14 protein-coding genes are annotated in these 13,105 nt (G+C 33.0%); 9 read left to right on the forward strand and 5 right to left on the reverse strand.

Translation table 11 applies throughout. The features are described 5' to 3' along the window. Positions 1–278 (reverse strand): DUF1287 domain-containing protein (locus ACH2BG_RS11880; RefSeq protein WP_395047909.1); only part of this gene is annotated, 278 nt, incomplete at its 3' end. A 53-nt stretch (positions 279–331) separates the two neighbouring features. On the opposite strand from ACH2BG_RS11880, the gene radC reads away from it, so the two are divergent. The 5 genes from radC (at position 332) to ACH2BG_RS11905 (ending at position 4,395) form a co-directional block, all read left to right on the forward strand. Then, a complete protein-coding gene (gene radC, locus ACH2BG_RS11885) occupies positions 332–1,021 on the forward strand; it encodes a DNA repair protein RadC (RefSeq protein ID WP_395047910.1) in 690 nt (229 codons plus the stop codon). A 98-nt stretch (positions 1,022–1,119) separates the two neighbouring features. Further along, positions 1,120–1,806: a YjjG family noncanonical pyrimidine nucleotidase gene (locus ACH2BG_RS11890; protein WP_395047911.1), complete on the forward strand. Its 687-nt coding sequence runs from the start codon at positions 1,120–1,122 to the stop codon at positions 1,804–1,806. Position 1,807: 1 nt separating this feature from the next. Beyond that, the gene (locus ACH2BG_RS11895; RefSeq protein WP_395047912.1) at positions 1,808–2,575 is read left to right on the forward strand and encodes a hypothetical protein; all 768 of its coding nucleotides are present in this window, start codon (positions 1,808–1,810) and stop codon (positions 2,573–2,575) included. A gap of 219 nt (positions 2,576–2,794) precedes the next feature. Further along, on the forward strand, positions 2,795–3,226 hold the full coding sequence (locus ACH2BG_RS11900; RefSeq protein WP_395047913.1) for a hypothetical protein: 432 nt from the start codon (positions 2,795–2,797) through the stop codon (positions 3,224–3,226). A 344-nt stretch (positions 3,227–3,570) separates the two neighbouring features. Next, positions 3,571–4,395, forward strand: coding sequence for a hypothetical protein (locus ACH2BG_RS11905; protein WP_395047914.1), 825 nt, complete (start codon positions 3,571–3,573; stop codon positions 4,393–4,395). 101 nt (positions 4,396–4,496) lie between these two features. On the opposite strand, the gene ACH2BG_RS11910 is transcribed toward ACH2BG_RS11905, so the two are convergent. Further along, a complete protein-coding gene (locus ACH2BG_RS11910; RefSeq protein ID WP_395047915.1) occupies positions 4,497–5,774 on the reverse strand; it encodes a replication-associated recombination protein A in 1,278 nt (425 codons plus the stop codon). Between the two features lie 208 nt (positions 5,775–5,982). Here ACH2BG_RS11910 and ACH2BG_RS11915 point away from each other — a divergent pair, with 208 nt between their 5' ends. Continuing rightward, entirely contained in the window at positions 5,983–6,756 is a 774-nt protein-coding gene (locus ACH2BG_RS11915) for a rhomboid family intramembrane serine protease (protein ID WP_395047916.1), read from the forward strand. A 4-nt stretch (positions 6,757–6,760) separates the two neighbouring features. Here ACH2BG_RS11915 and ACH2BG_RS11920 read toward each other — a convergent pair whose 3' ends face one another. The 3 genes from ACH2BG_RS11920 to ACH2BG_RS11930 all read right to left on the reverse strand — a co-directional run bounded on the left by ACH2BG_RS11920 (position 6,761) and on the right by ACH2BG_RS11930 (position 10,290). Beyond that, entirely contained in the window at positions 6,761–7,813 is a 1,053-nt protein-coding gene (locus ACH2BG_RS11920) for a hypothetical protein (protein WP_091476802.1), read from the reverse strand. A gap of 9 nt (positions 7,814–7,822) precedes the next feature. Further along, positions 7,823–8,557, reverse strand: coding sequence for a 23S rRNA (guanosine(2251)-2'-O)-methyltransferase RlmB (rlmB, locus tag ACH2BG_RS11925; protein WP_395047917.1), 735 nt, complete (start codon positions 8,555–8,557; stop codon positions 7,823–7,825). Positions 8,558–8,688: 131 nt separating this feature from the next. Then, positions 8,689–10,290: a hypothetical protein gene (locus ACH2BG_RS11930; RefSeq protein ID WP_395047918.1), complete on the reverse strand. Its 1,602-nt coding sequence runs from the start codon at positions 10,288–10,290 to the stop codon at positions 8,689–8,691. 224 nt (positions 10,291–10,514) lie between these two features. On the opposite strand from ACH2BG_RS11930, the gene rpsL reads away from it, so the two are divergent. The 3 genes from rpsL to fusA all read left to right on the forward strand — a co-directional run. Then, entirely contained in the window at positions 10,515–10,898 is a 384-nt protein-coding gene (gene rpsL / locus ACH2BG_RS11935; RefSeq protein ID WP_011963473.1) for a 30S ribosomal protein S12, read from the forward strand. A gap of 26 nt (positions 10,899–10,924) precedes the next feature. Continuing rightward, entirely contained in the window at positions 10,925–11,401 is a 477-nt protein-coding gene (rpsG, locus tag ACH2BG_RS11940) for a 30S ribosomal protein S7 (RefSeq protein WP_395047919.1), read from the forward strand. A 10-nt stretch (positions 11,402–11,411) separates the two neighbouring features. Continuing rightward, positions 11,412–13,105, forward strand: a 1,694-nt coding sequence (gene fusA / locus ACH2BG_RS11945) for an elongation factor G (protein WP_395047920.1), incomplete at its 3' end; no start/stop codon positions are given.

Raw genomic sequence — 13,105 nt, forward strand, 5'->3', positions numbered from 1 at the left:
TCATGAACTTCTTTTTGTAAATCGATACTTAAGTTTCTGTAAGTGCGAATAATAACGTCAGTACAAACACCTTTGTTTTTTGGAACATCTCCGTTGGGATATTTTATTGCAAAATAGGAAGAATCGTATTGAATATTTGTGTCAATTATAGAAATTGCAGCGTCAGAAAGTTTTTCTTCAAAGGTTTTCTCAGTAGTTTCGGTTTGCTTTTCTTTATTTGTATTGTAACTATAAGTAAAAAAAGACAAAGAGAATAGGATAAGATAAAGTACTTTCATTATTTTACATTTATATTGTTAACGTAAAAAAGAATGATAAAATTGCGTATGCCATGGAACAAAATTTATCAATAAAAAACTGGTCAGAAGACGATCAACCACGAGAAAAACTAATGCTAAAAGGCAAACAAGTTCTAAGCGATGCTGAGCTAGTAGCTATTCTCATTGGTTCAGGAAGTCGGTTGGAAAGTGCCGTGCAATTATCACAACGAATTTTGTCTAGTGTCGATAATAACTTGAATGCATTAGGGAAACTATCCATCAAACAACTAACGGAGTTTAAAGGAATTGGGGAAGCTAAAGCTATTTCAATCGTTGCAGCTACCGAATTAGGCCGCCGCCGCCGAGCGGAAGAAACAGTAGAACTTGCCAAAATAACTTCAAGCAAAGCAGTTTTCGATATTATGCAACCCATTATTGGTGAATTAGTACACGAAGAGTTTTGGGTTTTGTTTCTAAATAATTCTAATAAAGTGATTTATAAATCACAAATTAGCAAAGGCGGAATTACAGGAACTGTGGTCGATGTTCGTATGGTTTTTAAAATGGCATTAGAGCAAAATGCGACTTCGATAATCTTGACGCACAATCATCCGTCAGGAAAACTCGAAGCAAGCGATACCGATAAAACATTAACCAAACAACTAAAATTAGCTGGGCAACAACTGTCAATTCCTGTTTTAGATCACATTATTATTACAGAAAATGGTTACTTAAGTTTTCAAGACGAAAATATTTTTTAAAATATGAAATATTTAGGATGCTTAAATCACGAATATACAAATGAAGATTTCCTCATAAATATACCATATTCCAATAAAAAAACAAATATTATCTACGTATGAAAAACAAAATAAAGCACATTTTTTTCGATTTAGATCACACACTTTGGGATTTTGATAAAAATTCTGAATTGGCTTTCGATCGAATTTTAAACAATTACTTTCCTAATATTAAGATCGAAGATTTTATTGCGATTTATGCGCCAATCAATCAGGCGTGTTGGAAATTGTATCAAAAAGACAAAATTACACACCAAGAATTGCGTTACAAAAGACTAAAAGATACTTTCGATATTTTGAAACAAGAAATTTCAGAGAAACAAATTGACGTAATTTCAGATGAATACATTGAATTTTTACCCGATTTTAATCATTTGTTTGATGATGCTATTGAAGTTTTAAACTTCTTATGCGAAAAGTATCAGTTGCATATAATTACCAATGGTTTTGCCGAAGTGCAATATAAAAAACTAAATAATTCTAATATTAGCCATTATTTTAAAACCATAACTAATTCAGAATTAGCAGGTGCTAAAAAACCGAATCCAATTATTTTCGAACACGCTCTAAACATTGCCAATGCTCAAAAAAACGAAAGTATTATGATAGGGGATTGCCTCGATGCCGATGTAAATGGCGCATTAGATTTTGGTATGGAAGCTATTTTTTTTAATCCAAATCAAATAGAAGTTGCACAAAGTATCAACCAAATTATTAACTTAGCAGAACTAAAAAAACTTTTTTAAAATGAAAAAATATTTTTCTATACTCGTATTTGCTTTAATTTCAAGTCTAACCTATTCTCAATCAACTTTGAATGATTATGAAATGGCGATAATTCCTTCGAAATTTGAATTTCAAAACGTGGAAAATCAGTACAGAATTAATTCAACAATTAAAGCTTTCTTAAAACAAAAAGGATTTGAAGCTTATGTTTCGTCCGATGTTTTACCGGAAGGGTTTTTAGATTACAATTGTAATAAAGTTTTTGTAAATATTATCGAAGAAAACACGATGTTTTCGACAAAAATAAAAATTGAGTTTAAAGATTGTAAACAGGTAGTTTTATTCACCACCGATTTAGGTGAAAGTAGAGAAAAAGAACTAGCAAAAGCTTATAATCAAGCTTTACTTTTAACTTTAAAATCTTTCGATAAAGCTAAATACAAGTTTTCAGGAAAAACCTATTATGATGATGAAGCACAAGAAAAATTAAAATCTCATGATGTAGAAAATGTTTCGACAGAAATAACTAAAGTTATAAAATCTGAAACTGGAGTAACATATGAAAAGGTTACAAAAGCCAACAAATCAACAACAAATGAGCCGTTTGTAAAAGTTATAAATCAAGCCAATCAACAAGAATTAGTATTGTACAAAACGACAAGAAATGCTATTTACCTATGCAATCAAAACGGGAAAAATGGTGTTGTTTTTGCTAAAAGTGAAGTTTGGTTTTTCGAATATTTAGACAACGGAAAATTAGTTTCAGAGAAATTAGATATTAAGTTCTAAACACCATAAGGGAGTCGAATTGGAATGATAAACCGTTTCTCAAGATTAAGTAATATTGTTACAAATTTTGACAGTATACTTATAATAAGCTATGCAATAGTTTGGGAATTGATAATTACAATATCAAGAGAGTTTTCAAAAGACTATTTGAAACTCAACAAGGGATTTTGTTTTTATTGATAAGTGGACTTATTTATTATCGAACTAACTGAAATAATTATGCTAAAAATTGGTGGATACATAAATATTCTAATCGCAATCGCACATGTTGTTGGACTTATTGTGGCAGAAAAAATGTTTGAAGTAACAGGAATTGGAAAAGAAATGACAGAGCTTGCTCAAACACATTCTTCATTACCCTACTTGCTAACAATTTTGGTTGCGATTATCTTTTTTGTTTTTGGTCTTTACGGACTCTCGGCTGACAATAAGTTTAGGAAGCTACCTTTTTTAAAACCTGTTATTTTTACAATTGCAGGAATTTATTTATTGCGTGGATTTGGAGAGTTAGTAGTCGATAACACACAAGGGACAAACTCAACAGTAGAAACAATTTATTCATTATTTGCTTTAATAATTGGAATTTTGTTTCTAATCGGTGGACTTAAAAAATGGAAATTGACAACAAAAAATGAAACAACGAACCACTAATATCGGCTGGCAATATTGCGCTGACATGTTTAGATGAAACACTTGTGGTAAAAGCCTGTCCTGCCACATCGCCAAGCTATCGAGAACTGTTAGCAGGAATTTTAAAATCGACTAATGATGTGTCGATTAAAAGGGTAGTGGGGAAGTTACGATTGTGAAAGCTGTTTTGATTTTGACAGTTTTATTTTTAGGTTTTCTATTTGGACTCATGAAAAAATAATTATTGAACTATGAAGAAACTAAAAATTTTATTGGTTGTGACAATTACAACTTTATGCTTTCAAAGTTGTCGGGATGACATCCCCCAAATCTATAATCATGATCTAAAGTATTTTGGATTTACGTTGGTAGATGTAGGATGGGATGATCCTTTTGATGCAATCGTTAAAACAAATTATGTAGATGAGGTCGCTCCATTTTCTAACGTAGCTGATATGCTAGTAGTTAATCCAACCGACGAAGTTATAACTCGTCTTCAGCTGATGTCACAAAACGATATGAAAGCCATTTTGCATCTGAATAAATTATTTTTTTATCACGCAGGTACAGGAGGTCCAAGCGGAGAATTGTATGATTTAAGGTCCGATTATAAAAACCGATGGGACACTTTTATGGCTACAAATAATCTATCAGTAAATAGTTCTTTTATTCAGGCATTTTATATTGGAGAAGAACCTACTTGGAACAGTATCTCGTTTTCGGAACTAAAATTAGCGACAGATTATGTTAAATCTACTCTACCGAATGTTCCAATAATGATTATTGAAGCATACCCAATAATTAACGATTTACAAGTGCCTACAACTGTTGACTGGATTGGTTTTGATCATTATTTTATTAAAGACCCAAAAAATAATGGCGAATTTCGTAACGAGTTGAATATTATTAAATCCAAACGTTCTACGCTTTCGCAAAAAGTTGTACTTGTCATGGATGCTCACTATATATCAGCTTTACACGGAAATATTGGGGGAATAACAGAATTAGAAATGGCAAGTGTTGCAACGAGCTACTATGATTTAGCAAACTCCGATCCGGCTGTTGTGGCATTATTAGGTTATTTTTGGCCTGGGGGGGTTGATGACCCTTCTGCAAAAGGAGCAAGAGGATTACCGCAAAATGCTAAAGATGAAATTACAAAAATCGGTAAATTAATAACTGGAAAATAATTATAACAAGAATAGATTGAATTTGAAAATTGTAAACAAAAAAAGGTTATTTAATTCCAATGGAAAATAAAAGTTTCTGTCAAGAGTAGTTACTGGATGATCTAATACCCATATTTATCTTTCCATCTGTTTTTTAAAAATTCTCTAGTTCCATTTTCACGAGAGTTATTACCAGGATTATAAAAAATAGTTTCCGAAATTTCGTTGGGCAAAAATTCTTGTTCGGCAAAATTATTACTGTAATCATGAGAGTATTTGTATTCATCACCATAACCCAATTCTTTCATGAGTTTTGTGGGAGCATTTCTTAAATGAATTGGAACAGGTAAATCACCAGTTTGTTTTACGACTTTTTGCGCTTCGCCAATGGCTAAATAACTCGCATTACTTTTAGGAGAAGTGGCTAAATAAACGGCACATTGACTCAAAATAATTCTACTTTCAGGATAACCAATCGTTGTTACCGCCTGAAAAGTATTGTTGGCCATAATAAAAGCCGTTGGGTTGGCATTACCAATATCTTCGGAAGATAAAATAAGCATTCTTCGGGCAATAAATTTCACATCTTCTCCGCCTTCAATCATTCTTGCAAGCCAATAAACTGCTCCGTTTGGGTCACTGCCGCGAATAGATTTTATAAATGCCGAAACAATATCATAATGTTGCTCGCCCGTTTTATCATACAAAACAGTATTTTTCTGAACTAGCTGCATTACTTTTTCATTGGTAATCAAAATATGATCTTCACTCGTAGCATTTACGACTAGTTCGAAAATATTTAACAGTTTGCGTCCGTCGCCACCCGAAAGTCGCAATAAAGCTTCGGTTTCGACTAATTCGATATTTTTAGTTTTCAAAAAGGTATCAGTTGTCATCGCACGATGTAAAAGTGCTTCGAGATCTTGTTTGGAAAAAGCCTTCAAAATATAAACCTGACATCTTGACAATAAAGCAGGGATTACTTCAAAACTCGGATTTTCGGTAGTTGCCCCAATTAGTGTAATCCAGCCTTTTTCTACAGCCGCCAATAAAGAATCTTGTTGCGATTTACTAAAGCGGTGAATTTCATCTATAAACAAAATAGGGTTTTTAGTAGTAAATAATCCACCACTTTGTTTGGCTTTTTCAATGACCTCACGAATGTCTTTTACTCCGGAATTTATCGCGCTCAAGATATAAAACGGACGTTTACTTTCCTGTGCAAGAATCTGAGCCAACGTTGTTTTTCCCGTGCCAGGTGGCCCCCAAAAAATTAACGACGGAATAATTCCCTTCGCAATTTGATGCGTCAACGAGCCATTCTCGCCAACTAAATGCGACTGACTAATATAATCTTGTAAAATTTGCGGACGAATTCGCTCTGCTAATGGTGCTTCCAATTGATTGTTGATTCGGTTATTTGATTATTCGTTTAATCGAATAATACAGCTTCAAATTTATGACATTTTAACTTTCAAATTAACAAATAACAGAATAAACGATTAACCAAATAACCTATTTATGACAAAATATCACTAAATTGAGTTTGGTAGCATTTTTGACTATAAATCTTTAAATCATTCAATTTTTGAATCTTTAAAATTACCAATGAAAGAAACCGATTTCAAATTTTCCGCATCAGTACTAGCATGGCCATTGTATTTGGTGTTATCACTTTGGTTGGTTTATACGATAGAAATTATTTTTCCAGGCGATTTTTCTCATTTCGGAATCTTACCGAGAACATTTTCGGGACTTAGAGGAATTGTTTTGAGTCCGTTTTTGCACGGTGATATAGGGCATTTATTTAATAATTCGATTCCGTTATTTATTTTAGTAGCTGCTTTGCGTTTCTTTTATCGAAATCAATCTTTACAAGTTTTGGTTTTGGGTGTTTTGCTATCAGGATTTGGAACTTGGCTTATAGGAAGGGAAAATTATCATATTGGAGCCAGCGGATTAATTTATGTTTTGGTGAGTTTTATTTTCTTTAAAGGAATAAAATCTAAATATTTTAGATTAGTCGCTTTGTCCCTAACAATAGTAATTGTTTACGGTGGGATGATTTGGTTTGTGTTTCCTTCGGCAGAACAAAATATTTCTTGGGAAGGGCATTTGTCAGGATTTATTGCGGGTTATTTGTTAGCTTTTTATACTAAAACTGATGAATATCAAAAACCTATAAAGTACGATTGGGAACACCCAGATTTCGACCCAAGTCAAGACGAGTTTATGAAGCACTTCGATGAAGATGGAAATTTTGCACCTATTCCTGCAACAACAATTATCGAAGATGAAATTAGAGACGAAGATTTAAGAATTTCTAATACTTCTATCGATAATACTTCAGTGGTTTATTTCTTTAATGAAACGAAACAATAATAACTTAAAATGAGTTTTTGTAATTTTTTAAAATATAATCTAGCCCAGTCGCCACAATTTCTCCCATTGTTTTACATTTTTTAAACTTCATATCGTGCGTAAATCTTTGAAGTGACTTTTTTAAAGATTCGATATGTTCAATTGGAGCGAGTTCTTCTTTTTTCATGATAGAAATTAATTCTTCGAATCTTGTTTCTTGACCATGAATTCTTTTTACTGTTGCCGACCGAACTTCTTTTCTATATTGTTCTATCGAATTTGGTTTAAGCTTGTCGATAACCAGTTTTACCATCTGAAAATTTTCTTTGTAAAACTGCGGAAAATATATTTTTATATTTCCTTCATAAGACTGCTGGTCGAAATCGATGGGACGAATCCGGAATTCGACATGGTCAAAATCATGAATAGGAATTATAACATAATTATAGGATCGCATGTCACCTAATAAGCCAATGATACAACGTTCGTTAAACTTAACAAACTCTTTTGCAATTTGAGATTTTTCGTGTTCGGTGCAAGTTGGAAGTATTTTTTTGATAAAAATATCTCCAGGAATCCCAATAATATGCTCCTCGATAAGTGTGTCTTTGTAAACCAAATAATTTATTCGATTTGGAGATAATATTTCTTCTAACTCTAAACCATATATACGAGAAGCATCAGCTTTTTTTATATAAAAATTGGTAAAATTGTCATTCAAAATATTTCTTACTTTTACTCGAAACGGATTTGAATTTCCAAAAGTGCAATAATCTATCGAATCGACATGAAGATAAGGAAGTGTCTTCACGTCTCCATCAGAATGAAGCAAAGTATATATCTTATTTATATTTGCTTCGAGTTCTTGTTGCTCAAACTCTGGGTAATAAACACGATGCCATAAAGTGTCGTTTCCGTCTTTGTCTTCTAGATTGATAAAGCCAGAAAATCGAAGCAAATCATCATAAAAAACGCTGGTTTTTGTAATACGACCATATTTTTCTAAATAATGAAATAATTCATCAGAAATACGATAATTTTCTTTTCGAAACTTTATTTTGACATCTTTTTGAGCCATAAATTAGTTTTATGAACGTTGGCGAACAGTTTCATAAAGGAATGCGCCACAAGCTACTGAAACATTTAACGAACCAATAGTTCCGAACATTGGTAACTTAGCTTTTTCATCTACAATTTTTAAAACTGAAGGATTTACACCACGATCTTCACTTCCCATTATGATGGCAACGCCTTCGTTTAATGAAATATCATAAATATTGCTTTCTGTTTTTTCGGTAGCCGCTACGATTTTTATTCCAGAAGCTTGTAGTAAGAAAACAGCGTCTTTTATGTGATCTACTTTGCAAATAGGGACATTAAAAACAGCACCAGCAGAAGTTTTTACAGTATCTCCGTTTACAGGAGCAGAACCTTGTTTTTGTACAATAATTCCATCTACGCCTGTGCATTCAGCAGTACGAATAATAGCGCCAAAATTTCTTGCATCAGACAATTGGTCTAAGATGAGGAATAATGGTTTTTTGCCACTTTCTACAATAGCATCTATTAGTTTTTCTAAATCCTGAAACACGATAGGAGCAATGGTTGCCACGGCACCTTGGTGATTATTGGGTGTTAATCTGTTTAATTTTTCGACAGGAACATACGAGAAATTGATGCTGTTTTTCTTCATCAATTTTTGTAATTCTTGCATCAATTCACTTTGTGCATCGCTTTGTATAAAGACTTTATCAATTTCTTTTTTAGCATTTATAGCTTCGATAATCGCACGTATTCCAAATATTTGGTTTTCTTTTTCCATTCGGCAAAGATACTTTTTTTAGATTAGTTAGATTGTTAGAATGGTTAGATTTTTAGACTTTTCTACTTTTTGAATACAATTTATTGACAATCTAAGTAATCTAAGAATCTAAAAAACCTAAGAAGTCTACTTTAAAATCTAGCCTTGAAGCTAATGTGAACTATCGAATTAGATAACTTAATAGCTTGCTCTTTTGTGCTTCCGTTAGCATACACTAAATTGAAAAGACCGTTTTTTGTGAGTAACCCAAACCCGAAACCCAAACCAACTAAGTTGTTTGATGCATTGGAGGATTTATCTTGGTAATAACCGTAATCGATAATTGAATGAATGTAAACACTGGAATTGGCAACGTATCTATACTCTGTCAAAATAGAAGTGAAAGTGTTGCCCTGTATGCTATTTTCATTGAAACCGCGAATCGAATTGATGCCTCCAAAACGATGTAATTCATTAACGATATAGGAGTCGCTGTTTAAATAATGATTCAAACTCCGAATGTTGACGATGTTTTTTTTGTTTAGATAAAAATTATGACTCAGATTTAATTCCGCAAATACCTGATTGTTGCTACTGAGTTCTAAATCTCTTTTTCCGGTTCCAATCTTAAAATAAATTTGGGTTTTGTCTGGAAATAAATAATCATCTGGATTGTAAACCGAAAAATCTAAATGTGTCGTGATAAATGAGTTTTTGTAATCGCTTATCGTATTACTATTTGTGTTTTGAATGTCGCTAGATTCAGCACTTTGATAACCTAAAAAGACTTTGGTATTGTAATTAAAATAATAACCTAAATCGATTGCTGTTTGTGTATTTTGAAACAAACTGTCCTGCTTGAAAATATTTAATTGCGCTTTCAATCCTAATGGACTTTTAAAAACATATGGAATTTCGATCGCACCATTGAAGGTTTTCTGATTCTTTCCGTCGCTTTTCCAATAGAGAGAAATTTTTTCGCCGCCGTTCAAAATATTCTGTAATTGCAGGTCGAGATAACCATTTACAATTACTTTTTTTTGTTCGTTATTGGTAAATCCTATAAAACCATCAAAGGTGTTTGGCTTTGCTTTTTCAAGATACACATAAACTTTGGTAGAATCTTTGGTAAATAAAATTTCTGGATATTTCGGCTGACTTACAAATCGAAATTTTTCAAAATCGGTATATATTTTTTTTAAATTCTCTTGATTAAAAACTTTCTTCCGGTACAATCTTTTGATTTGTTTTTTGTGTCCTGCGGGAAATTTATCATAGCCATTGATCACAATATCATCAAGTGTTCTAATTTTTTCTGCTGCTAAATTCAAATTGGCAAAAAGTTCGTTATTTTCTTTTTTAAAATTAATGAGTTGTAATCTCGCCAGCGAATATCCTTTCTTTTCTAATAAAAGTAAAGTTGTGTTCATGAAATTTTCGGTTTCAGAAATCGGTAGTTTTAGTGTGTCGCTTTTTAAATTTAATAATTCAAAATTTTCACCTATATATATATGTATAGATTTATTTTTTAATCCAATGTTGTAATTAAATAAAAAGGTAGAATCATTTACTTTAACCGCTTCCTCGTGTTTAGAAGACAAATAACCGTTTTTTAATATTTTATCGGAAAAAGAATTTATTTCATCAATAAGCGATTTTGTATTAGTATGTTTCTTAATATACGTTAGCGAATCGATTGTTTTATTTTCACTTTCGTTGCTCCCTTTTATTTGCAAATAAGAATTTTGTGCCAAAATATTTTGACAAATTAAGAGTGTGATAATAGATAAAAGAAATTTCAAATTATTTTTTTATTTAGAGTAACGTAAAAACGCGCTGTTTCTTATTAAAACTCAAATGTATAATAATAACATTGAAAATTAATGAATTATGATTTGTTTCGTTAAAAAATATTTGTACATTTGCAACCCCGTAAAAAGCGGGAATTTTATAAACAAGTAATTTTTAGTATTTAATTATGCCAACAATTCAACAATTAGTAAGAATAGGAAGAACCAAAATGACTAAGAAGTCTAAATCGGTTGCCCTAGATTCTTGTCCTCAAAGAAGAGGTGTTTGTACGCGTGTTTACACTACGACTCCAAAAAAACCAAACTCTGCAATGCGTAAAGTAGCGCGTGTACGTTTGACAAATGGTAACGAAGTAAATGCCTACATCCCTGGAGAAGGACATAATCTTCAAGAGCACTCGATAGTATTAGTCAGAGGTGGAAGGGTAAAAGATTTGCCAGGAGTTAGGTATCACATTGTTCGTGGTGCGCTTGATACATCAGGTGTAGCAGGAAGAACACAAAGAAGATCTAAGTACGGAGCAAAACGCCCAAAAGAGGCTAAAAAGTAATTTTTAAAAACTTTTAAGAAAAAGAAATGAGAAAAAGAGCGGCAAAGAAAAGACCACTTTTACCAGATCCAAGGTTTAATGACCAGCTGGTAACACGTTTTGTGAACAACTTAATGTGGGATGGTAAGAAGTCAACAGCTTTCAAGGTGTTTTATGATGCAATGGATATCGTAGAAGCTAAGAAACAAGATCAAGAAAAATCGTCAGTAGAAATCTGGAAAGATGCACTTACAAACGTTATGCCTCACGTAGAAGTACGTAGTCGTAGAGTAGGTGGAGCAACATTCCAAATTCCTATGCAAATTCGTCCAGATAGAAAAATTTCTATGGCGATGAAATGGATGATTCTTTATTCAAGAAGAAGAAATGAAAAATCTATGGCTCAAAAGTTAGCTTCAGAAGTTTTAGCTGCGGCTAAAGAAGAAGGAGCTGCTGTAAAAAAGAGAATGGATACTCACAAAATGGCAGAAGCTAATAAAGCTTTCTCTCACTTTAGATTTTAATTCTTAAGAAATGGCTAGAGAACTTAAATATACAAGAAACATAGGAATTGCTGCTCACATTGATGCTGGTAAAACAACAACAACTGAGCGTATCTTATTTTATACAGGAAAATCACACAAAATTGGTGAAGTGCACGATGGTGCTGCAACAATGGACTGGATGGCGCAAGAGCAAGAAAGAGGTATTACAATTACTTCTGCGGCTACAACTTGTGAATGGAATTTCCCAACTACTCAAGGTAAAGTTTTACCTGAAACATTGCCTTACCATTTTAATATTATCGATACTCCAGGACACGTTGACTTTACAGTTGAAGTAAACCGTTCTTTGCGTGTACTTGATGGTTTAGTTTTCTTATTTTCTGCTGTTGATGGTGTTGAGCCTCAATCAGAAACTAACTGGAGATTAGCTGATCAATACAGAGTGCCACGTATTGGTTTTGTTAATAAAATGGATAGACAAGGTTCTAACTTTTTGATGGTATGTCAACAAGTAAGAGATATGCTAAAATCTAACGCAGTTGCGATCACTTTGCCAATTGGTGAAGAGAATGATTTCAAAGGAGTTGTAGATTTAGTAAAAAACCAAGCTATTGTATGGGATGAAGAAGGTATGGGAGCAACTTACGAGATTGTGCCTATTCCTGAAGACATGCTTGAAGAAGTTAAAGAATACAGAGGTATTCTTATCGAAGCAGTAGCTTCTTATGATGAGAATTTGCTTGAAAAATTCATGGAAGATGAATCTTCAATTACTGAAGAAGAAATCAACGTGGCTTTAAGAGCGGCTGTAATGGATATGGCTATCATTCCGATGATTGCTGGTTCTTCTTTCAAAAACAAAGGAGTTCAATTTATGTTGGACGCTGTTTGTAAATATTTACCTTCTCCTATGGATAAAGAAGGTATCGAAGGGATTCATCCTGATGATGCTGATTTGTTAGAAGAAGATCAAACTAAAATTTTGCGTAAGCCAGATGTAAAAGAGCCATTCGCTGCTTTAGCATTTAAAATCGCTACTGACCCATTCGTAGGCCGTTTAGCTTTCTTCCGTGCTTATTCAGGAAGACTTGATGCTGGTTCTTATGTTTTGAATACACGTTCAGGAAATAAAGAAAGAATTTCTCGTATCTACCAAATGCATGCTAACAAACAAAATCCAATCGAGTACATCGAAGCTGGAGATATTGGAGCAGCGGTTGGATTTAAAGATATCAAAACTGGGGATACATTGTGTGATGAAAAGCACCCAATTATTCTTGAGTCTATGAAATTCCCTGCGCCAGTAATTGGTATCGCAATCGAGCCAAAAACTAAAGCAGACGTAGATAAAATGGGTATGGCTTTAGCTAAATTAGCTGAAGAAGATCCTACGTTTACTGTTAGAACAGACGAGGCTTCAGGTCAAACTATTATTTCGGGTATGGGTGAGCTTCACTTAGATATCCTAGTAGATAGAATGAAACGTGAATTCAAAGTTGAAGTAAACCAAGGTGAGCCTCAAGTTGAGTACAAAGAAGCTTTTACAAAATCTGCTCAACACAGAGAAACATACAAGAAACAATCTGGAGGTCGTGGTAAATTCGGTGATATCGTATTTAGACTTGAGCCTGCTGATGAAGTTGACGGTAAAGCTGCTGTAGGTTTGCAATTTGTAAATGCAGTGAAAGGTGGTAACGTTCCTAAAGAATATATTCCATCAGT

Origin of the sequence: Flavobacterium sp. (assembly GCF_043779715.1) — a bacterium.
Classification (GTDB): domain Bacteria; phylum Bacteroidota; class Bacteroidia; order Flavobacteriales; family Flavobacteriaceae; genus Flavobacterium.

Coding starts and splice junctions, on each gene's coding strand:
- radC (WP_395047910.1), top strand. CDS start 332: ATGGAACAAAATTTATCAATAAAAAACTGGTCAGAAGACGATCAACCA.
- ACH2BG_RS11890 (WP_395047911.1), top strand. CDS start 1,120: ATGAAAAACAAAATAAAGCACATTTTTTTCGATTTAGATCACACACTT.
- ACH2BG_RS11895 (WP_395047912.1), top strand. CDS start 1,808: ATGAAAAAATATTTTTCTATACTCGTATTTGCTTTAATTTCAAGTCTA.
- ACH2BG_RS11900 (WP_395047913.1), top strand. CDS start 2,795: ATGCTAAAAATTGGTGGATACATAAATATTCTAATCGCAATCGCACAT.
- ACH2BG_RS11915 (WP_395047916.1), top strand. CDS start 5,983: ATGAAAGAAACCGATTTCAAATTTTCCGCATCAGTACTAGCATGGCCA.
- ACH2BG_RS11920 (WP_091476802.1), bottom strand. CDS start 7,813: ATGGCTCAAAAAGATGTCAAAATAAAGTTTCGAAAAGAAAATTATCGT.
- rlmB (WP_395047917.1), bottom strand. CDS start 8,557: ATGGAAAAAGAAAACCAAATATTTGGAATACGTGCGATTATCGAAGCT.
- rpsL (WP_011963473.1), top strand. CDS start 10,515: ATGCCAACAATTCAACAATTAGTAAGAATAGGAAGAACCAAAATGACT.
- rpsG (WP_395047919.1), top strand. CDS start 10,925: ATGAGAAAAAGAGCGGCAAAGAAAAGACCACTTTTACCAGATCCAAGG.